The sequence below is a fragment of the Rhizobacter sp. P5_A1 genome (genome assembly GCF_056400745.1).
In genome coordinates this window covers 68412-87864 of the sequence record NZ_JBFUKR010000017.1, presented here as the reverse complement: position 1 = coordinate 87864, position 19453 = coordinate 68412, and the positions used below count along the sequence as shown (strand labels likewise).

Annotated in this window: 18 protein-coding genes and 5 tRNA genes; 3 read left to right on the top strand and 20 right to left on the bottom strand. The window is 69.4% G+C overall.

The window, feature by feature from the left end:
* Nucleotides 1–7 precede the first annotated feature (7 nt).
* The 19 genes from AC1DTW_RS18495 to AC1DTW_RS18405 form a co-directional block, all read right to left on the bottom strand.
* A complete protein-coding gene (locus AC1DTW_RS18495) occupies nt 8–1291 on the bottom strand; it encodes an aspartate aminotransferase family protein (RefSeq protein ID WP_477982782.1) in 1284 nt (427 codons plus the stop codon).
* Between the two features lie 10 nt (nt 1292–1301).
* A complete protein-coding gene (locus tag AC1DTW_RS18490; RefSeq protein ID WP_477982780.1) occupies nt 1302–2369 on the bottom strand; it encodes a phosphotransferase in 1068 nt (355 codons plus the stop codon).
* Nucleotides 2366–3394 (bottom strand): histone deacetylase family protein, encoded by a 1029-nt coding sequence (locus tag AC1DTW_RS18485; protein WP_477982779.1) that lies wholly within the window; start codon nt 3392–3394, stop codon nt 2366–2368. Before AC1DTW_RS18485 ends, AC1DTW_RS18490 begins: the two co-directional genes overlap by 4 nt.
* Nucleotides 3391–4140: a GntR family transcriptional regulator gene (locus AC1DTW_RS18480; protein ID WP_477982778.1), complete on the bottom strand. Its 750-nt coding sequence runs from the start codon at nt 4138–4140 to the stop codon at nt 3391–3393. The genes AC1DTW_RS18485 and AC1DTW_RS18480 overlap by 4 nt, the downstream gene beginning before the upstream one ends.
* A 64-nt stretch (nt 4141–4204) precedes the next feature.
* On the bottom strand, nt 4205–5149 hold the full coding sequence (locus AC1DTW_RS18475) for a 2-hydroxyacid dehydrogenase (RefSeq protein ID WP_477982777.1): 945 nt from the start codon (nt 5147–5149) through the stop codon (nt 4205–4207).
* Nucleotides 5149–6807, bottom strand: coding sequence for an ABC transporter ATP-binding protein (locus AC1DTW_RS18470; RefSeq protein ID WP_477982776.1), 1659 nt, complete (start codon nt 6805–6807; stop codon nt 5149–5151). The genes AC1DTW_RS18475 and AC1DTW_RS18470 overlap by 1 nt, the downstream gene beginning before the upstream one ends.
* Nucleotides 6804–7649 carry an ABC transporter permease gene (locus tag AC1DTW_RS18465; RefSeq protein WP_477982775.1) on the bottom strand — a complete coding sequence of 282 codons (846 nt, stop codon included), beginning with the start codon at nt 7647–7649 and terminating at the stop codon, nt 6804–6806. Before AC1DTW_RS18465 ends, AC1DTW_RS18470 begins: the two co-directional genes overlap by 4 nt.
* Complete coding sequence (locus AC1DTW_RS18460) at nt 7646–8620, bottom strand: ABC transporter permease (RefSeq protein ID WP_477982773.1); 975 nt, start codon at nt 8618–8620, stop codon at nt 7646–7648. The genes AC1DTW_RS18465 and AC1DTW_RS18460 overlap by 4 nt, the downstream gene beginning before the upstream one ends.
* Nucleotides 8621–8657: 37 nt before the next feature.
* Nucleotides 8658–10226: an ABC transporter substrate-binding protein gene (locus AC1DTW_RS18455; RefSeq protein WP_477982772.1), complete on the bottom strand. Its 1569-nt coding sequence runs from the start codon at nt 10224–10226 to the stop codon at nt 8658–8660.
* A gap of 55 nt (nt 10227–10281) precedes the next feature.
* Nucleotides 10282–11073 (bottom strand): class II aldolase/adducin family protein, encoded by a 792-nt coding sequence (locus AC1DTW_RS18450; protein ID WP_477982771.1) that lies wholly within the window; start codon nt 11071–11073, stop codon nt 10282–10284.
* 246 nt (nt 11074–11319) lie between these two features.
* Nucleotides 11320–13758: a DUF6351 family protein gene (locus AC1DTW_RS18445; RefSeq protein WP_477982770.1), complete on the bottom strand. Its 2439-nt coding sequence runs from the start codon at nt 13756–13758 to the stop codon at nt 11320–11322.
* Nucleotides 13759–13853: 95 nt separating this feature from the next.
* Nucleotides 13854–15074 (bottom strand): RtcB family protein, encoded by a 1221-nt coding sequence (locus AC1DTW_RS18440; RefSeq protein ID WP_477982769.1) that lies wholly within the window; start codon nt 15072–15074, stop codon nt 13854–13856.
* 28 nt (nt 15075–15102) lie between these two features.
* Nucleotides 15103–16008, bottom strand: coding sequence for a hypothetical protein (locus AC1DTW_RS18435; protein WP_477982768.1), 906 nt, complete (start codon nt 16006–16008; stop codon nt 15103–15105).
* Nucleotides 16009–16419: 411 nt separating this feature from the next.
* Nucleotides 16420–16498 (bottom strand) — tRNA-Arg (locus tag AC1DTW_RS18430).
* Nucleotides 16499–16507: 9 nt separating this feature from the next.
* Nucleotides 16508–16583, bottom strand: a tRNA-Phe gene (locus AC1DTW_RS18425).
* 9 nt (nt 16584–16592) lie between these two features.
* Nucleotides 16593–16668, bottom strand: a tRNA-Asp gene (locus AC1DTW_RS18420).
* Between the two features lie 126 nt (nt 16669–16794).
* Nucleotides 16795–16871: transfer RNA gene (locus tag AC1DTW_RS18415), tRNA-Thr, on the bottom strand.
* Nucleotides 16872–17017: 146 nt separating this feature from the next.
* A tRNA-Gly gene (locus tag AC1DTW_RS18410) sits at nt 17018–17093 on the bottom strand.
* Nucleotides 17094–17299: 206 nt separating this feature from the next.
* Nucleotides 17300–17482, bottom strand: a complete 183-nt coding sequence (locus AC1DTW_RS18405; RefSeq protein WP_477982767.1) for a hypothetical protein — start codon at nt 17480–17482, stop codon at nt 17300–17302.
* Between the two features lie 127 nt (nt 17483–17609).
* On the opposite strand from AC1DTW_RS18405, the gene AC1DTW_RS18400 reads away from it, so the two are divergent.
* Nucleotides 17610–17993, top strand: a complete 384-nt coding sequence (locus AC1DTW_RS18400; RefSeq protein ID WP_477982766.1) for a hypothetical protein — start codon at nt 17610–17612, stop codon at nt 17991–17993.
* A 4-nt stretch (nt 17994–17997) separates the two neighbouring features.
* Here AC1DTW_RS18400 and AC1DTW_RS18395 read toward each other — a convergent pair whose 3' ends face one another.
* Complete coding sequence (locus tag AC1DTW_RS18395; RefSeq protein WP_477982765.1) at nt 17998–18414, bottom strand: hypothetical protein; 417 nt, start codon at nt 18412–18414, stop codon at nt 17998–18000.
* A gap of 23 nt (nt 18415–18437) precedes the next feature.
* Between AC1DTW_RS18395 and AC1DTW_RS18390 the strand changes: the two genes are divergently transcribed.
* A complete protein-coding gene (locus AC1DTW_RS18390) occupies nt 18438–18665 on the top strand; it encodes a hypothetical protein (protein ID WP_477982763.1) in 228 nt (75 codons plus the stop codon).
* A 123-nt stretch (nt 18666–18788) separates the two neighbouring features.
* On the top strand, nt 18789–19418 hold the full coding sequence (locus AC1DTW_RS18385) for a hypothetical protein (protein WP_477982762.1): 630 nt from the start codon (nt 18789–18791) through the stop codon (nt 19416–19418).
* The last annotated feature ends 35 nt before the right edge of the window (nt 19419–19453 follow it).

Here is a 19453-nt window from a genome sequence, read left to right as displayed (position 1 = left end):
GACGCGCTCACGCCGCCGTCAGCACCTCGTCCAGCGTGTCGACCAGCAGGTCGGCGTTGGCTCGCGAGAACACCAGCGGCGGCCGGATCTTCAGCGTGTTGGCATGCTCGCCGGTGGCGCCGAGCAGCACGCCGCGCTCGCGCAGCGCGTTGACCACGCGCGCGGTCTCGGCGCTGGCCGGCGCCTGCGTCGCGCGGTCGCTGACGAGCTCGACGCCGATGAACAGGCCCGCGCCGCGCACGTCGCCGACCAGCGGGTGGCGCGTCGCGAGCTCGACGAGCCGGGCGCGCAGGTGGCGCCCGACACGCTGCGCGTTGGCCACCAGGTCTTCGCGTTCGATCACGTCCAGCACCGCGATGCCCGCGGCCATCGCGACCGGGTTGCCGCCGAAGGTGTTGAAGTAGCGGCACTCGCGGCCGAACGCGGCCAGCACCTCGGGGCGCGCGGCCAGTCCCGCGAGCGGGTGGCCGGCGCCGAGCGGTTTGCCCATCGCCACGATGTCGGGCTCGACGCCGTGGCGCTGGAAGCCCCACAGCGCGTCACCGGTGCGGCCCAGCCCGGCCTGCACCTCGTCGGCGATGAACACGCCGCCGGCCTCGCGGATGGCGGCCACCGCCTCGGCGAGAAAGCCCGGCGGGTCGGTGAAGATGCCGTCGCTCGAGAACACCGTGTCGACCATCAGCGCGGCCGGCCGGATGCCTTGCGCCTTCAGATCGGCGATGGCCTCGCGCACGCCGCGTGCGAACGCGGCGCCGAGGCCCTCGGGCGCGCTGCGGTAGCTGTCGGGCGCCGGCACCGTGCGCACCGTCGCGCCGAGCTGCACGAACTTGCCGAGCGACGGCGAGGCCTGCGCGATCGACGCGGTCACGCCGTGGTACGCGAAGCGCGTGACGATCAGGCCCTCGGCCTTCGTGTGCGCCCGGGCGATGCGCAGCGCCAGGTCGTTGGCCTCGCTGCCGGTGCAGGTGAACATCGCATGCCCGAGCGCGGGCGCCAGCGTCGCGAGCAGGCGCTCGGCGTAGTCGAGCACGCCCTCGTGCAGGTAGCGCGTGTGCGTGTTGAGCACGCCGGCCTGGCGCGCGATCGCGGCGACGACCTGCGGGTGGCAATGGCCGACCGACGCGACGTTGTTGTAGGCATCGAGATAGCGCCTGCCGTCGGCGTCGAAGAGCCAGACCCCCTCGCCGCGCACCGGGTGCAGCGGCGTCTCGTAGAACAGGCGGTAGGCCGGGCCGAGCAGCTTCGCGCGGCGTGCCAGCAGCGCCTGCGTGTCCGTGGAAATGGGCAGCATGTCGGTCACCTCAGTCCAGCCCGCAGGCGCGCCGCAGCGCGCGGGTCGCCGCCTCGACGCCGAGCTGTTCGCAGGCCGCCAGGCGCGCCCACGACAGCGGATTGTTGCGCAGCACGTAGGCCGCGTTGTCGGGCTGGCGCGCCGCGCGCCAGCCGCTGATCGCGACCACCATCACCAGGCGCGCCGTCATCAGCGTGAACAGCACGTCGATCTCGGCGCGCTGCAGCGGCAGCACCGCGTGGTAGGCCGCGACGAAGGGCACGATGTCGGCGAGCGGATCGCCATCGGCGCCGAGCTGGTACGCGGCAGCAACCGCGAGCTCGTCGATCAGCGGCGCATGCACCATGTCGCCGAAATCGAGGATCGCGGCGATGCGGTCGGTGTCGGCCGGGTCGACCAGCACGTTGTAGATGTTCAGGTCGTTGTGGATCGGCTGGCGGCGCAGGCCGGGCAGCACCGGCTTGGCGATGCGGTCGAAGCGGTCGAGCGCGCGTTCGGCCAGGCCGCGGCGCGCCGGGTCGCCGATGTGCACGAGCAGCTCGCGCACCGCGTCGGCACGCTGGATGTCCCACGGCAGATCGAGCGCGGCGGCGGGGTGCGTGAAGTCGCACAGCGCGAGGTCGAGCCGCGCCAGCGTGCGGGCGAGGTTCTCGCGCTGCAGCGTGCCGCGCGGCGCGTCCGGCATCGGCAGGCCGGGCAGGTAGCTGAACAGGCGCACGACGCGCGGCAGACCGTCGCCGGGCTCGGCCACGAACGACGGCGCGTCGTTCAAGGCCGGCACGATGCGCTGCACCGGCAGGCCGGGGTCGACCGCGGCGAGGTGCAGCAGCGCGCGGGTCTGGAAGTCCGCCACCAGCGCCGACTCGGCCGGGTGCGAGAGCTTCAGCATGTAGCGCGCGCCGTCGGCGGCCGATTGCAGCCGGTAGTTGCGATCGCGCTCGCCGGTCAGCGCGACGATCTCGCCGCGCAGGCCGTAGCGCTCTTGCGCCAGCGCGCGGACCCACTCGATGTCGAGCGCCGGCGAGCCGTCGCTCAGCACCTGGGCATCGAACGCGGCGCTCGCGGTCGCGGCCGTCATGCGGCGCCGGCGAACCCGCGCAGTGCGCTCGCGAGATTCGGGCCCAGGTCGTCGGACAGGTAGCCGCCCTCCTGCACCAGCACGGTCGGCAGGCCCAGACGCGCGATCTCGGCCATCAGCAGCGCGAAGCCGGGCGTGGTGATCTTCATGCCCCGGTACGGATCGCGCTCGTGCGCGTCCAGCCCGAGCGCGACCACGAGCGCGCCGGGCGCGTAGGCGCGGATGCTCGCGCAGGCATCGCGCAGCGCCGGCAGGTAGCCGTCGAAGTCGGTGCCGAGTGCGAGCGGTTGGTTGATGTTGTAGCCCAGGCCCTCGCCCTCGCCGCGCTCGTGCGCGTGGCCGGTGAAGAAGGGCGTGAAGTGGCGCGGGTCACCGTGCAGCGAGATCGTCAGCACGTCGGCGCGGCGATAGAAGATGCCCTGCGTGCCATTGCCATGGTGCACATCGATGTCGAGGATCGCGACGCGCGCATACACGCCACGCAGATGCTGCGCCGCGATCGCGACATTGTTCAGGTAGCAGAAGCCGTTCGCGCGATCGGCATATGCGTGGTGGCCCGGCGGCCGGCACAGCGCGTAGGCCGCGCGCTCGCCATCGAGCACCAGCTGCGCGGCATGCGTGGCCAGGTGCGCCGACGCGGTGGCCGCCGCCCAGGTGTGCGCGCCGATCGAGCACGCGTTGTCGCCCATGTGGAAGCCGGCCTGGCCGACGACGCTCTCGGGGTAGCTGCAAGGCTGGCCCGGGAACGGGTGGATGTTGGGCATCACCTCGTCGGACGGGTCGTCCAGCAGCTGCCAGCGCGCGTGCGCGGTCTCCAGAAAGCGCAGGTACTCGGGCGTGTGGATGGCCGCGCGCGGGCCGGCGCCGTAGTCGGGCGCGGCGACGACCTCGTGACCGTCTTCCTGGGCAGCCGCGAGCAGGCGCAGCGCGCGCTCCGGCTGCTCGTTGCTGCGCTTGAGCTTGCCGCGCACCATGAAGCGCTGCGGATCGTGGTTCCGGTGCGCGTCGCTGTAGACGACCTTCATCGCACAGGCTCCTTGGCCAGCCGGGGGCGTTTGGAAGCAGGCGGCGTCTTTGCTGTGCCATGCTGCTCGACGAACAGCGCGCGCACGTGCTTCCACGCGTCGTCGAGGTGCACGTGCATCGCGGCGCGCGCCGCCGCGGGGTCGCGGCTCACGAGCGCGTCGACGATCGGCTGGTGCGTCAGCGCCATCGCGACCGGGTCGCGCGAGAAGGCGTCGAACAGCGCGATGATCATGCGCATCTCGGTCTGGATGTTCGAGAAGATGCGGTGCAGATGCGCGTTGCCCGAGAGCTCGCAGATCAGCGTGTGGAACGCGAGATCGGTCGCGATGCGGTGGTGCTGCGGATGCGTGGTCGCCTCGCGCACCATCTGCTGCACCAGTTCCTGCAGGCGCGCCAGGCCGGCATCGTCGGCGCGCCGGCAGGCGAGCTCGATCGAGGTCATCTCGAGGCTGGTGCGCACCTCGAACAGGTCGTCGATCTCGCGGACCGTGATCGTGCGCACCGCGAAGCCGTGCCGCGGGCGCGCGACCAGCACGCCCTGGCGTTCGAGCCGGCGCGCCGCCTCGCGCACCGGCGCGCGGCTGACGCCCATGCGGCGTGCGATGTCGGCCTCGAAGACGCGCGCGCCGGGCGCCAGCCGGCCCTCGACGATCGCGCGCGTCAGCTGCGCCTCGACCAGCCCGACCAGGTCGGGCGCCTCGACGGATTCGAAGTCGGCGGTGTCGACGGTGGGAACGGTGCTCATCGGGTTTGTCTCGTCGTGTCGGCGCTGGGCGCTCGGTTCTCGATCATCGCGCCGTCGGATCGGGTCAATAGCCGCGATCCAGGTCGACCTGGTGCAGCGGCCTGCCGCCTTGCTGCAGCGTCGCGAGGTTGGCCAGCGTCTGCTGCGCGATCACCATGCGGTCGGTGCGGGTCGCGATGTGCGGCGTCACGAGGATGCGCGGGTCGCCCCAGAACGGATGCTCGGGCGGCAGCGGCTCCTGCGAGAACGCATCGAGTGTCGCGGCCGCGAGCTGGCCGCTGGCCAGCGCGGCGAGCAGGTCGGCTTCGACGAGGTGATCGCCGCGACCGACGTTGATCAGGTGCGCGCCGCGCGGCAGCTTCGCGAACAGCGCGGCATCCAGGAAGCCGCGTGTCTGCGGCGTCAGCGGCAGCAGGCACACCAGCGTGTCGCAACCGGCGAGGAACGCGTCGAGCTGCGCGCCGCCGTGGAAGCCGGCCACGCCGTCGGGCAGCTCGGCCTTGGCGCTGCGGCTCCAGCCGCGCACGTCGTAGCCGATCGTCGCCAGCGCCGTCGCGCAGGCCATGCCGAGGTGGCCGAGGCCGGCGATGCCGACGCGGTGCCGGCGCGGCGAGGCGAAGGGCTGCTCTGCCCAGCTTGACGCGGCCGAACTGGCGAGATAGCCCGTCATGCCGCGCTGCTGCTGCACCACCGCCCAGCAGACATACGCCTTCATGCCGGCGGCCATCGTCGTGTCGACGACGCGGCACAGCGGCAGCGCGCGCGGCAGCGTCGGGTCGGCGACGACGTGGTCGACGCCCGCGGCCAGCGACTGCACCAGCCGCAGCCGCGGCAGCTGCGCGAGCACGCCGTGCGGCGGGAACCAGCAGACCGCCGCGTCGATCTCGTCGAGCCGACCGAGGTCGGCGCCGAGACGCAGGTCGATCTCGGGGCAGGCCTGCCGGAAGGCCGCGGCCAGGTACTGCATGTCGAGCACCGCGCTGAGCAGGGCCACGCACGGCGCGCCCATCAGGCCACCGCCATCGTCATCGGCTGCGGCGCCGCGGCGAGCCGCGGCGCCGCTTTGATCAGCTTGCGCGTGTAGGCATGCTGCGGGTCGCTCAGCACCTGCTGCGTCGCGCCGTATTCGACGACCTCGCCGCGCTGCATCACCGCGATGTGGTCGCACATCTGGCCGGCGACGCGCAGGTCGTGCGTGATGAAGACCATCGCGAGCTGGAACCGCTCGCGCACCTGCGCGAACAGCTCGAGCACCTGCGCCTGCACCGACACGTCGAGCGCCGAGACCGGCTCGTCGGCGACCAGCAGTTCGGGCTGCATCGCGAGCGCGCGGGCGATGCCGATGCGCTGCCGCTGGCCGCCCGAGAACTCGTGCGGATAGCGCTGCGCCGCATCGGCGCCGAGACCGACGAGCCCGAGCAGTTCGACCGCGCGGGCCATCGCCTCGGCCTGGCCCAGGCCCTGCGCGATCGGCCCGCCGGCGATCGCGGCGCCGATGCGATGGCGCGGGTTCAGCGACGCGTACGGGTCCTGGAACACCATCTGGATCTTGCCCGCCGCCTCGCGCCGGAAGCCTGCGCCGGGCGACAGGTGACGGCCCTTGAACAGGATGCGTCCGCTGTCGAACGGCGCCAGGCCGACCAGGCAGCGGCCGACGCTGGACTTGCCCGAGCCCGACTCGCCGACCAGCCCGAGCGTCTCGCCGCGCCTCAGCTCGAAGCTGATGTCCTTCGCGGCCTGCACCGTGCGGCCGCGCCTGAACAGGCCGTTGCCCGAGCGGTAGGTCTTGCACAGGTCCTGCACCTGCAGCACGCGGGCGACCTCGTCGGTCGGCGTGGCGCGCTGCGCCTGCCCATCGGGAATCGCGGCAATCAGCTTGCGGGTGTACGGGTGCTGCGGCGCGTCGAGCACATCGCGCACGGCGCCGGCCTCGACGACCTGGCCGGTCTGCATCACCACCACCTGGTCGGCGATCTCGGAGACGACGCCGAAGTCGTGCGTGATGAACAGCACCGCGGTGCCGCGGCGCCGTTGCAGCTCGCGAATCAGCGTGAGGATCTGCGCCTGCGTCGTCACGTCGAGCGCAGTCGTCGGCTCGTCGCAGATCAGCAGCACCGGCTCGAGCACCAGCGCGCACGCGATCATCACGCGCTGGCGCTGGCCGCCCGAGAGGCGGAACGGGTAGCTGTCGATGGTCAGCTCGGGGTCGGGCAGGCCGACATCGGCGAGCGCCGCGAGGATACGCTGGCGCTTCTCGGCCGCGGGCACGTTCACGTGCGCGTCGAACACCTCGCCGATCTGCTCGCCGATGCGCATCACCGGGTTCAGCGCCGTCATCGGCTCCTGGAACACCATGCCGATGCGGCGCCCGCGCAGCTCGCGCATCTGCGGCTCGGTCAGCGTCAGCAGGTCGACACCCTCGAACAGAATCTTGCCGGCGACCGGCGCGACCTGCGGGCGCGGCAGCAGGCCCATCACCGCGTTCGCGATCATCGACTTGCCCGAACCGGATTCGCCGACGACGCACAGCGTCTGGCCCGGCAGCACCGACAGCGACGCGCGTTCGACCGCGAGCGCGCGATCGGCGCCGGCCGGCAGCGAGATGCTCAGCGCGACGATGTCGAGCACCGGCCGCACCGGCGGCACGGAATCGGGGGCGCCGCTCATTTCGTCCTCCCGTCAAGCCGCGTGTTCAGGCCGTCGCTGAGGCCTTCGCCGACGAGGTTCAGCGCGAGCACGGTCAGCACGATCGCCAGGCCGGGGAACAGCGCCATCCACCAGGCCTGGCGCAGCACGGTGCGGGCCGAGCCGACCATGTAGCCCCAGCTCATCTGGTTCGGGTCGCCCAGGCCGAGGAAGCTCAGGCTCGATTCGAGCAGGATCGCCGTGGCCACCATCAGCGAGGCCATCACGATGATCGGCGACATCGCGTTGGGCAGGATCTGCGTCAGGATGATGCGCGGCGTCGACTGGCCGGCGAGCAGCGCGGCCTGCACGAAATCGCGCTGGCGCAGCGTCAGGAACTCGCTGCGCACCAGGCGCGCGACCGGCGGCCACGAGACGATCGCGATCGCGGTCACGATCGAGCCGACCGAGGGCTGGAAGATCGCGACCAGCACGATCGCCAGCGCGAAGCTCGGCACCGCCTGGAAGATCTCGGTGAAGCGCATCAGCGCCGAATCGATCAGCCCGCCGAAGTAGCCGGCGATCGCGCCGAGCGTGATACCGATCAGCAGCGCGACGACGGTCGAGACCGCGCCGATCAGCAGCGAGATGCGCGCACCGTAGATCATCCCGGAGAGGATGTCGCGCCCGAGCGTGTCGGTGCCGAGCGCGAAGCCAGGTTCGGTCCACGGGTGCAGGAAGGGTTGCTGCACCATGCCCCACGGGTCGTTGCTCGCGATCCACGGGCCGAGCAGCGCGACGGCGACGACGACCAGCAGCACCGCCATGCCGGCGACGGCACCCTTGTTGCGCGTGAAGCGGCGCACGAACGGGCTCTTTGTCATGTCAGCTCGATCCGCGGGTCGACCAGCGTGTAGACGAGGTCGGTGATCAGGTTGAACAGCACCGCCATCGCGGCCGTGACGAGGAACGCGCCGAGCAACAGGCTGTAGTCGCGCTGCAGCAACGCGTCGAACATCAGGCGGCCGATGCCGGGCCACGCGAACACGGTCTCGGTCAGCACCGCGCCGCCGATCATCCCGCCGGCCTGGATGCCGGCGAGCGTGACCACCGGCAGCAACGCGTTGCGCAGCACGTGTGCGCGCAGGATGCGGCCGGGCTTCACGCCCTTCGCGCGCGCGGTCTTCACGAAGTCCATCTGCGCCACGTCGAGCATCGCGGCGCGGGTCATGCGTGCATACACCGCCATGTAGAACAGCGCCAGCGTCAGCGCGGGCAGCAGCAGGTGCTGGGCAATGTCCCAGGCCAGGCCGAGCCCGGTCAGGCCGGCGCCGACCGTGCTGAAGCCGAAGCCCGGCAGCCAGGCCAGCTGCACCGTGAACACCAGCACCGCCATCAGCGCGAGCCAGTACAGCGGCGTCGCGTAGAAGACCAGCGCGACGACGGTGATCGAGCTGTCGACCCAGGTGCCGGCCCGCCGCGCGGAGAGCGCCCCCAGCGTCACGCCGAACAGCAGCGACAGCACGAACGCGCTGCCGGTGAGCAGCAGCGTCGCGGGCAGGCGATCCATGATGAGCTTGAGCACCGGCTGCTGCTGGCGGTACGAGAAGCCGAGGTCGAGCCGCACGACCTTGCCGAGGTAGGTGGCGAGCTGCGTCGTGATCGGCTGGTCGAGCCCGAACTGGCTGCGCAGTTGCGCGACGAACTGCGCGTCGGATGCGCCGGCCTCGCCGGCGAGCACCGACACCGGATCGCCCGGCGCGGCGCGCACCAGCATGAAGTTGACGGTGGCGATCAGCACGATCGCCAGCAGCCCCTGCAGCACGCGCGTCAGCATGAACTGCATGCGCTTCATCGCTCGCCCCCGCCGCGCCGTGTGCCGATGCGAAGCGTCATGCGATCGACGCGCCGCCCAGGCTGTCGTTCAGGCCGATGCCCGAGCTGACGATGTTGGCGAGCTTGGTGCGGTACAGCGTCGGGAAGTTGATCTCGTACAGCCACGCGACCGGCACCTCGTCGAGCAGGATCTTCTGCACCTGCAGGTAGATCGCCTTGCGCTTCTCGGGGTCGGCCTCCTTCGCGCCGGCGTCGAACAGCTCGTCGACCTTCGGGTTGGAGTAGCCCTCGACGTTGTTGAACGGCGAGCCCTTCGCGATGTTGGCCGTCGTGTAGTTGCGCGCCACGCCGAGCGCCGGGTCGCCGTACTGGTAGACGTAGGTGAACGCGAGGTCGTAGTCCCATTCGTTGAGCTTCTGGTTCCAGCCGGCCACGTCGGTCGCGACCGTCTCGATCTTCACGCCGGCCTGGGCCAGGTTCTGGCGCAGGATCTCGGCGGTGCGCGTCCAGGTCTCGCCGTAGGGCAGCGGCAGCATGCGCAAGGTCTCGCCCTTGTAGCCGGCCTCGGCGAGCAGCTTCTTCGCGGTGTCGACGTTGCGCGGGTACTTCGCGACATCGGTGCTGTGGAACTTGATGTTGCTGTTGAACGGCCCGGTCGCGGGCTTCGCGAAGCCTTGCCAGGCGACCTTGCAGATCGCCTCGCGGTCGATCGCGAACATCAGCGCCTGGCGGAACTTGATGCTGTCCATCGGCGCCTTGCGGTTGTTGATCCACAGCCACGACTGCGGCGCGAAGAACTCCCAGCCCTTGGTCGTGACCGACACGCCCGGCAGCTTCGCGAGGCGCTGCACGTCGAAGTATTCGACCGCGCCGCCCGGCACCAGATCGACCTTGCCGGACTCGAACGCCGCCGCGCGCGAGGCTGCATCGGGGATCACGTGGAAGTACACGCTGTCGACCAGCGGCACATCTTTCACGTGGTATTTGTCGTTGGCCACGAGCTGGATGTACGAGCCCTTGACCCACTCCTTGAACTTGAACGGGCCGGTGCCGATCGGCGTCGCGTTCATCGGGTTGGTCAGGAAGTCGGTGCCTTCGTAGAGGTGCTTGGGGATCATCGGCATGCTGCCGACCTCGAAGATGCCGAGGAAGGGGCCGAACGGGTACTTGAGCCTGAACTCGACCGTCAGCGGATCGATCGCCTTGACGCTCTCGACCGAGGCCAGGTTGGCGCGCAGCCGCGCATGCGTCTTGCGCAGGAACACGTCGGCCGAGAACACCACGTCGGCCGAGGTGAAGGGCTTGCCGTCGTGCCACAGCACGCCCGGCTTGAGCTTGAACGTGAAGACCGTGCCTTCCTTGTTCGCGACCCACGAGGTCGCGAGCGCGGGCAACGGGTTGATCTTCTCGTCGTAGCGCAGCAGCCCCTCGTAGATGTTGCCCGCGATCAACTGGGTCGGCCCGTTCTGCGTGATGCCCATCATCAGGCCCGGCGGCTCGGGCTGGACGACCGCGTTGATCACGCCGCCCTTCTTCGCTGCGGCGAGCAGGTGCAGCGGAACGCCGGCCAGCGTCAGGCCGGCAGCGGCGGAGGCACCCATCTGGATCAGGTTGCGACGTTTCATGCGGACGAACTCCTTGAGGCTCGGGATGACGAAGGGGCGAAGCGGGGTCGGGAACTCAGTCGCGGTACGAGGTCGGCGGCGCGGGCTCGATGTGCCGCAACAGGGCGCGCCATTCGCGTGCGTTCGGATCGGGCTCGTCGGCGGCGCGCGTGCTGTCGCCGCTCTCGTACTGGCGCGCGGTCTTTTCGCAGACCTCGGCCGACACCGGGTAGACGGCCTCGCCGCTCGCCTGGATCGCCATCTGCACGCGGCAGGCGCGATCGAGGTTCAGCATCAGCAAGAAGGCTTCCGGGATGTTGCGGCCCAGGGTCAGCAAGCCGTGGTTGCGCAGGATCATCACGCGTGCGGTCGGGCCGAGGTCGGCGACCAGGCGCTCGCGCTCGTCGTCGTCCAGCGCGATGCCCTCGAAGTCGTGGTACACGACGCGGTTGTGGAACTCGAGCGCCCACTGATTGCAGGGCTGCAGCCCGCAGGCCAGCGACGACACACCGACGCCCGCGACCGTGTGCGTGTGCAGCACGCAGGCCGCGTCGTGGCGCGCCGAGTGCACCGCGCTGTGGATCGTGAAGCCGGCGGGGTTCACGTCGTGCGGCGAGTCGCCGACGATGCGCCCCTCGAGGTCGATCTTGACCAGCGACGATGCCGTGATGTCGCGGAACAGCACGCCGAACGGGTTGATCAGGAACTGGTCGTCGGTGCCGGGCACACGTGCGGAGATGTGCGTGAAGATGCTGTCGTCCATGCCGAAGTGGGCGACCAGCCGGTAGGCGGCGGCGAGGTCTTCGCGCGTCTGGCGCTCGGAGGCTGAGGGTCTGGGCGCGCCGGGGTTCGCCGCGTGCAGCTGCATGGGTGCCTTTCTGGTCGGTCGACCGTGCGGATCGTGCGGATCGTGCAAAAGGCCCGACGATAAGTCAGCCAGCGCAATCTGTCGACAGTCAACGTTAGACAGGCGTTAGCAAAATGCGGGCCCGAGCGTATGCCCCAATTCGAGGCAGGTTTTGAGCGCACGCGACCGAAGTCCAGCCGGCCGGCTGCGCCAGCGCCGGCGCGGCGCCGGCGTGGAGAAGAAGCGGTGCGCGAGCCTCGGCGCGGCTCAGAGCCCGACCGACCCCGACACCGGTGCCGGCGGCAACGGTTGGCCGCCCGGGCCGGCCGCGAAGGTCAGCGGCGAGATCGCCTCCTGCTGACCGACGCCCGGCTTGCTCCAGTCGCAGACGCCGCCCGCGAAGACGGCCTGCAGCCGCGCGAGCTGCGCGGGGCTGAACGCCACCGGCGCGTAGTCGGCGCCGTTCAGCGGCTTGAGCTGGCACTTCAGGATGTTCTCGGTCAACGCGCCGCCGGCCACCTGGCGCGGCGACGCGTGCTTCGCGAGCCGCGGGTCGGCATCGCACAGGGCCATGTCGGTGACCGGGGTCGTGAAACCGGGGTCGCCGGTCAGGTAGCACAGGTCGACCGCCGTCGCCGGCTTGGCGGCAACCACCTGCGCCTGCGTGCGCTCGGCGTTCAGCGTGGCCTTCGGCGCGCTCGTCAGCAGGCTCGTCAGCCAGGTGTCCATCGTCTGCAGCGACGCCAGCGTCACCGCCTGCGCCTGCGCCGCGGTGGCGGGCAGCAGCGCGGTGCCGTAGCGCCACATCACCTGGTTGCCGTGGTTGCCGCCGTTGGCCGCGTCGATGCGTGCGCGCTCCGAGAACGAGCGCCAGATGTAGTGGATGCCCTGCTCGTCATAGCCGCGCGAGTCGATGATCGGCAGCTTGCCGAGGTTCTTGCCGCTCGAGACGATGCCGCTCCGGTAGGCGATGTCGAGCGCCGCCAGGTCGGCGCTGGACCGCGCCGCCGTGAGGTTCGAATCGGCGTTCGTGCCACCGATCTTCTCGTTCAGCGTGACGAACTCTTCGGCGCCGATCGCCCCCGCCAGCAAGGCCTTCAGCCCGTACTGGATGCCGACGTTGTCGCCGGTCTGCAAGGCGCGCGTACTGCCGGCAATGCCGGCGGTCGTGCCCCAGACCGCGGTGGCCAGGTCGGGGTCGCCGCAGCGCGTGCCGGTCGGGTTCGTCACCGGGTCATAGACCAGCGCGGCCGGCAGCCGGCAGTTGTTGCGTGGCGCACCGACCGGCGCGATCGCACCGGTCGTCGGGTTGATCACCAGGGTCGGGACGTAGTTGCCCGGCTTGTTGTTGAAGCCGAAGGCGTTGTTCCACGATTGGCAGCCGACGTGATCGAGGTGGCCGTTGATCGCGGTCTTCTTTGCGTTGATCTGCGCCTGGGTCAGGCCGCTCATCAGCGCGGTCCATTCGGGGCTGACGTAGGCGTTGACGAGCAGCACGCAGTCGATGACCTCCAGGCCGGTCGTGATCGAGTCCGGGTAGTCGCAGCTCGGCTGGATGCCGTCGAGCAGGCCGGGGAAGGTCGAGGCGACCGTGTTCTGCTGGATCGAGCCGCCCGAGCAGCCGTTGCCCAGCGTGTACTTGATCTCGCCGTAGCGATCGACGATGTGCTCCTTCATCATCAGCAGCGTTTCGGCGACGAGGATCCGGTTCGAGTTGTAGAGCGAGTCGGTGAGGCTGTTGTCGACGACCATGAAGCCGCGCGACAAGGCCGCGTCGTCGGCCCAGTTCTGCTCGGTGCGGAACTGCAGGCGCGGCTGCCCGGTCGAGGCGCCGAAGCTGTAGACCACCTTGCCGTTCCATTGGGCCTGCGGCGCCAGCGCGGTCCAGGGCGCGGCCTGCGTGGGATCGAACAGCACCGCGATGTCGAAGATGCCGCGGTTCATCGTGCCGCGCTCGACGCGCACGATGTAGGGCAGCGTGAGCCCCGCGCTGGTGGTGGTCGTCGCCAGGTCGGCCGGCGTGCTGCCGGGCGTGTAGGGCTTGAAGCAGTTGTTCGTCGGCTGGGCCGCCGGCGGGCTCGGGTCGGGCAGCGCGGTCGAGCAGCCGACGGTCGTCGTGCGGTAGAACAGCTTGTACTCGGTCGCGATGTTGCATTGCGCGTCGAGCGCGGTCGTCGTCAGGCCGCTGGCATTCGAGGCCGGCGTGTTGCCCGATTCGGCGACCGGTGTCGGCGTGGCGCAGATCCACGGCGTGGTCTGCGAGCCGAGCAGCACCGGCCCGCCGCGCGCGTGGTTGGTGATCGTCAGGCTGGCGTGCGGCCGGCCGTTGCCCTGGCCGTTGGCATCCGCGACGAAGAGGTTGGCACCGAGCTTCAGGCCCGTCAGCACGCCGCGAAACCTGCGCGCCTGCGTGTCGGCGACGAACGCCGCGCCGACATCGGTGCCGTTCAGCGTCAGCGTCACCTGTTGCATCGGCACGGTGCGCGGCACCTGCACCTCGACCAGCGCATCGCCGTCGCTGATCAGGTCGGCGCGGTTCGACATCGTCCTGATCTCGAAGTTGGCCGGCGGCAGCTGCGCGGCCGCCAGCGCCGAGGCGGTCGGCGTGGCCGATTCGGTGCCCCCACCGCCGCCGCAGCCGGCGACGACGAGCGTGGCGGCGATGATGGCGGCGAGGCGGCCGATCGGATGGACGTGGTTCTTCATGTCACTCCCTTCGCGCCGGACGCACCGGTGGGAAGGCGATTGCAGCCCTTCCGTTTGGCGCCGGCATCGGGGACTACCCTGGCTTCGGCCCGGCCTCAACCCTTCACGCAGACCACCTGCTTGAGCGTGTGCACGACCTCGACCAGGTCGCGCTGCGCGGCCATCACCGCGTCGATGTCCTTGTAGGCCGCGGGCGTCTCGTCGATCACGTCCTTGTCCTTGCGGCACTCGACGCCAACGGTCGCGGCGCGGTGGTCGGCGAGCGTGAAGCGGCGCTTCGCTTCGCCGCGGCTCATCGCGCGGCCGGCGCCGTGCGCGCAACTCTCGAACGACTCGGCGTTGCCCTTGCCGCGCACGATGTAGCTGCGCGCGCCCATGCTGCCGGGGATGATGCCGAGCTGCCCGGCCTTCGCGCTGACCGCGCCCTTGCGGGTCACGTACACGTCTTGCCCGAAGTGGTGTTCGATCTGCACATAGTTGTGGTGGCAGTTCACCGCCTCGACGTGGCTCTGGAAGTTCTTGCGGATCACCGTCTTCGCAGCCTCGATCACGCGCTTCATCATCACCTCGCGGTTGATGGCCGCGAACTGCTGCGCCCAGCCGACCGCGCGCACGTAGTCGCCGAAGTAGCGCGCGCCTTCCTCGAAGTACGCCAGGTCGCGATCGGGAAGATTGGCGTTGTTGCGCAGCGCATCCTGCTTCGCCAGTTCGATGAACATCGTGCCGATCGCGTTGCCGACGCCGCGCGAACCCGAGTGCAGCATGAACCACACGGCGCCCTGCTCGTCGAGGCAGACCTCGATGAAGTGGTTGCCGGTGCCGAGCGTGCCGAGGTGCGCACGGTTGTTCGTCTTCGCCAGCTTCGGGTAGTCGCGGCACAGCACGGCGAACTCGGGCTCGAGCTGCGCCCAGGCCGTGTCCACCGCGCCCGGCACCTTGCCCCAGGCGCCCGGGTCGCGCGCGCCCGGCGAGCGGCCGTGCGGCACCGCGCGCTCGATCGCCGAACGCAGCGGCGCGAGGTTGTCGGGCAGGTCTTCGGCCGTCAGCGTGGTCTTGCAGGCCATCATGCCGCAGCCGATGTCGACGCCGACGGCCGCCGGGATGATCGCGCGCAGCGTCGGGATCACCGAGCCCACGGTCGCGCCGATGCCGAAGTGCACGTCGGGCATCGCCGCGATGTGCCTGAACACGATGGGCAGGCGCGCGGCGTTGGTCAGCTGGCGCTTGGCTTCGTCCTCGACGGGTACGCCGCGCGTCCACATCTTGACCGGCACGCCGCCGGGGACGTCCTCTTCGATGTAGTTCGGTTCGTTCATTTGATTTCTCCTTGCGCGAAAGGCGCCATCACGCCACGTGCAGTGCACCGCGCTTGATGCGCTTGCCCGCGCGCTCGATGCGGCGCCAGCCGCTGTTGTCGTTCATCGTGATCCAGCGCCGCTCTTCGGCGCGATAGAACCAGTCCTTGTCCTGTTGGTAGTACACCTGCGCGCCAGAAGATTCCCAGATGTTCGCGATCTCGTTGCTGTGCGCGCGCGCCTCGTCGAAGTCGGTCGTCGCCTTCTGGCCCATCTCGCTGTAGCACGCGTTCAGCTGCAGCAGCAAGGCGTTCACGTCGGCCGGCATGCGCTGCGCCTGCAGGCCGATCTTGACCGCCTCGTCGAGCAGGATCGGGTAGCCGTGCGACGGGTACTTGCCGTTCAGCGCGCTCGCGATCGCGTCGGCCTTCGCCTCGTCGGCGATGTGATACGCGAGCAGCTCGCGGCACAGCATGATCGACAACGACTCCGCTCGGTCGACCGCGCCGATCACCAGCGGGTGCACGTACTGGAACAGCGCCTTGTAGGCGTTCTCCGGCACCTCGCCCTGCTGCTCGCGCCACAGGCGGATCACGCGCTGCAGCTCGTTCAGGCTCACGCTGACGCGATCGTTGTCGCGGTCCACCGGCGAGAGCGCGTGGTTCAGCGAGGTGTCGACCGCCGTCAGGTAGGCCGTCGGCCCCATCTGGATGCCGTCGGCGCCCAGCGCGATCATCGTCGCGGCCGAGGCGCATTCGAGCGGCACCAGCGCGACCAGCTGGTTGCAGTGCTGGCGGAGCAGATTGACCAGGCGCAGCGACACCTGGCCGCTGCCGCCATCCGACTTCAGGAACAGATAGATGACCTCGTGGCGGCCGAGTCGCTCGAGCACGTGATACAGCGCCACCACGTCGGTGTGGCACACCGAGCCGCGCGGGCCGTTCCAGTAGGCCACGAGCGGGCCGCCCAGCCGCTGCGCGAGCTGTGCGATCAGCGCTTGCGTCTTCGTGAAGAGGACGGGCGGCTGCTTGACCTTGACTTCGATCGCGGGTAGTTGTTCGTTCTTCGTGTTGTTCTTTCGAGTCCTCGGGGAGCGCGCCCAACGTGTTGCATGACGCGCTCCCCCGACAAGCACCGTGAGGTGCGATTGCTTGCATTGCCTGCAGCCTCAGACGAGCGCGATCCCTTCGGCAGCCGCGCGGCCAGCCATTCGTGCACGTCCGCGCGGATGTGGGCCGACCCGCCGGGTAGAAGCCGGCTGCTCTCGTCCACGGAGCCAACGTGGATTGCTCGCTTCGGTCTTCGGCCCGCGCCTGCGGCGCGTCCAGTGCGCTACGCGCACTGAGCGAACCACCGTGTCCGTTGTTGGTACCTCGTGCACGACTCGAACGTGCGACCTCCGGCTTCGTAGACCGGCGCTCTTGATCCCGCTGAGCTAACGAGGTTCTGTTGTCTGGTGCCGAGAGAGGGCTTCGATCCCCCGTCGCACGCGCCTTCAACGCGCCGCTCTACCTGCTGAGCTATCTCGGCAAACTGATCTGGCGCCTCGTGCGGGATTCGAACCCGCGGCTTCCGGCTAGACAGGCCGGCACTCTGCCCGCTGAGTTAACGAAGCAATATCCATCCGGTCACGGGTTCCGGCGCCGCCCAATCGTTGCGGCCGATTTCCACCCTCGAAGCGTGAGCTCCACGAAGGTTCCTTGTTCTCGCGTCGCGTGCGGGACGAACGCGACTTGTCTGGTGGTGCCCTCGGCGACGGTTCGAACGCGCGGCCTGCCGCTTACAAGGCGGCTGCTCTGCCTGCTGAGCTGCGAGGGCGATGGAGATCCACTTCGGCTGTGCCCAAACGCGAGCATCCCGTCGGATGTGGTGTCTCGCTGCACGTGACCTGGCCAAGGGTCGCGCACATCCCGCGCCGCCAACACCATGTCGCGCGGCAACGGAGTGAATAGACACAGCCGAAGTGGAGCGGATGACGAGTCTCGAACTCGTGGCCCCGACCGTGGCGTGGTCGTGCTCTGCCTGCTGAGCTACATCCGCAAAGGGTGCAGGACGAACCATCGGCCAGTACCGAGGTCGTCTTGCGGCAAGTTGTTAAAGAGCTCCACCATCGCCCAACGGCGCCGGTGGCGCGATCCATCGATCGCGGGCCTGCGCCGATGCGCAGCCGGTTGAAGTCAGAAAACAAAAAGGCCCGGATCCTGCGGAATCCGGGCCTCTGCGAGCAGAGATTCGAGGGTGCGCTTCTACGCGCTGCCCTCTCCCGGATGCACCTGGTCCTCGTTCCGATCAAGGTGATGGCCCGCCGGCAAGGTCAGATGCAGTGCACTCGTGCAACCGCCGAACGACTTCATCGCCGCAGCGACACGCACGAACGCGACCAACCCCTTCATGGGTCGGTTGGCTGTGACGATGTGCGCGGATTTCACGATGAATCTTCCTGAGAAAAAAATTGTGCTCGATGAGCAGAGGAGGCGGACTGTAAATAGTCTTTACTGCGTCGTCAACCCCCTGAGACAATGACACCTGAACTCGTTGCAATCGTGCACACAACCCGTGGTCAACATCACCGTCACTCGCAGGCAGAACGCACTCGCGCTGTTTCAGGCCTTCGCAGAAGGGGCGCTTGCAGAAGGCTCGTCGCCCAAGGGCCTCGAGCAGGCCTTCGCGGCCACGCTGCAGATCTCGCCCAGCATGTGGAGCCAGATCAAGTCATCGCGCCCGATCGGCGACAAGCTGGCGCGCCAGATCGAAAGGCACCGAGGACGGTCTCAGGGCTGGCTCGACGAAGCTCGCGAAGACAGCGCGCCGACGGCCGCCGAGAAGGCCTTTCTCGAGTTCGCGCTCGCCGCTTGGCGTTCGACGAACTCGGCGGGCCGCAAAGAGCTGCGCGCGGTGCTCAAGACGAGCATCGATGGGCCGACCCCGCGCAGTTCATAGGCGCTCAGCGTCCGGCTGCGCCGACCCGCTCGCCTGCTTCGATTCGCTGCGATCGGCGCAACGCGGGATGCGTCGACGACCGCTTCTCGCCGGAGCCGCGCCGCACCCCGACGGCAGCGGCGACCGGGTTGGTCAGCACGAAGATCTCGGCGGCGATTCTCGGATCCAGCTCGCGCGCAGCGTGAATGCTCATCACGGCACATCGAACCGCCAGGCCGATGCTCATCGCGGGTCGGATCTGAATCAGCCGCTCGGCAAAGCCACCGAGCCAGTCGTGCGTGGAATGTGTGTGGTCCATGGCGTCGATTGTTCGATTGCCATTTGCGCCGACATGCCTCGAACTGGCGGGTGAAACCGGAATATGCACATTCCGGGTGTGACGAATTTCCCAATGGCGCCGGTGGCGTGCCAAGCTTGGCACCGGCGCATCCGGGGAGGGGCGACATGCCAAGCAAGCTCACCCATGAACAGATCTCCGCCCTCGACGACAAGGGCGAGCGGCACGTCGTGATGGTGACGCGCTCGCCGATCCCGGGCTCGCCGCATGTCATCGGGCCGCCGCACTACACGTGGCATGACGGACAAGCCCTGCACCTCGTCGACACCCAGGCCGGCATCCTCGAGTGCGCCCTCACCGGGCAGCGATTGAAGATCGAGGCCTGGCGCGGATAGGGCGCGTGACGAGTCATCGGCTTGTCCGGCTCGAAGAGCCATGGCGCCGTATCGGCTGCGCCTTGCGGTGCACAGCAAACGGCGCGAACATCCGAACACAGGTCGCCATCGGCAAGGCATCGCATGAGCACCCCACCACGCGCGATCGGCATTGCAGCCGTGATGCTGTGCGTTGCGCACGCGGGCACGGCCGCGCCTGCGCCGCCCGACGCGGGCGAAGCGGCCGGGCGCTGCGAGGCGGCGGTGGCCGAGACGGTCAAGCAAACCCGCGGCACGCAAGCGCAGGAGGTGCAGTTCATCGGCGCCAAGCGCGCGCTGTTGGCGATGCCCGATGACGAGACCGGGGTCAAGGGCGAGGGTCGCTATCGCAAGCCGGGCGGTGTCTTCGTGCCGTTCACCTACAGCTGCACCGTCGGCGTCGGCAGCGGCGCGACAAAGGGAGTGATCTTCCGCGAGATCGGCGGCACAGCTTCTGACAGCGGGAAGGCGTGGCAGCCCGATCTGAGCCGCTTCACGCCCGAAGCCTGCGAGTCCGCTGCCGCGCAGGCCTTGAAGGACAAGTTTCCGCGCGTCGACCGAATCGAATTCGCAGCGAACGTGCGACGGCTCGAGCCGGCTCCCGATGCGCGCACCAGCCTCGAGGGTCAGGGTAACCTGCAGCGCGCACCGGGGATGAACCCGAGCCCGTTCAAATACCACTGCGAGTTCGATGCCCGCAGCGGCAAAGTCCTTCGCGTGCAGACGAGCGAGTGAGCGGCCTGCAGGCAGGTTGCGGGGGGATGAAGAAG

What these genes read in the sequence shown, in the direction of transcription:
- AC1DTW_RS18495 (WP_477982782.1), bottom strand. Translation starts at nt 1,291, where the DNA reads ATGCTGCCCATTTCCACGGACACGCAGGCGCTGCTGGCACGCCGCGCG.
- AC1DTW_RS18490 (WP_477982780.1), bottom strand. Translation starts at nt 2,369, where the DNA reads ATGACGGCCGCGACCGCGAGCGCCGCGTTCGATGCCCAGGTGCTGAGC.
- AC1DTW_RS18485 (WP_477982779.1), bottom strand. Translation starts at nt 3,394, where the DNA reads ATGAAGGTCGTCTACAGCGACGCGCACCGGAACCACGATCCGCAGCGC.
- AC1DTW_RS18480 (WP_477982778.1), bottom strand. Translation starts at nt 4,140, where the DNA reads ATGAGCACCGTTCCCACCGTCGACACCGCCGACTTCGAATCCGTCGAG.
- AC1DTW_RS18475 (WP_477982777.1), bottom strand. Translation starts at nt 5,149, where the DNA reads ATGGGCGCGCCGTGCGTGGCCCTGCTCAGCGCGGTGCTCGACATGCAG.
- AC1DTW_RS18470 (WP_477982776.1), bottom strand. Translation starts at nt 6,807, where the DNA reads ATGAGCGGCGCCCCCGATTCCGTGCCGCCGGTGCGGCCGGTGCTCGAC.
- AC1DTW_RS18465 (WP_477982775.1), bottom strand. Translation starts at nt 7,649, where the DNA reads ATGACAAAGAGCCCGTTCGTGCGCCGCTTCACGCGCAACAAGGGTGCC.
- AC1DTW_RS18460 (WP_477982773.1), bottom strand. Translation starts at nt 8,620, where the DNA reads ATGAAGCGCATGCAGTTCATGCTGACGCGCGTGCTGCAGGGGCTGCTG.
- AC1DTW_RS18455 (WP_477982772.1), bottom strand. Translation starts at nt 10,226, where the DNA reads ATGAAACGTCGCAACCTGATCCAGATGGGTGCCTCCGCCGCTGCCGGC.
- AC1DTW_RS18450 (WP_477982771.1), bottom strand. Translation starts at nt 11,073, where the DNA reads ATGCAGCTGCACGCGGCGAACCCCGGCGCGCCCAGACCCTCAGCCTCC.
- AC1DTW_RS18445 (WP_477982770.1), bottom strand. Translation starts at nt 13,758, where the DNA reads ATGAAGAACCACGTCCATCCGATCGGCCGCCTCGCCGCCATCATCGCC.
- AC1DTW_RS18440 (WP_477982769.1), bottom strand. Translation starts at nt 15,074, where the DNA reads ATGAACGAACCGAACTACATCGAAGAGGACGTCCCCGGCGGCGTGCCG.
- AC1DTW_RS18390 (WP_477982763.1), top strand. Translation starts at nt 18,438, where the DNA reads ATGCCAAGCAAGCTCACCCATGAACAGATCTCCGCCCTCGACGACAAG.
- AC1DTW_RS18385 (WP_477982762.1), top strand. Translation starts at nt 18,789, where the DNA reads ATGAGCACCCCACCACGCGCGATCGGCATTGCAGCCGTGATGCTGTGC.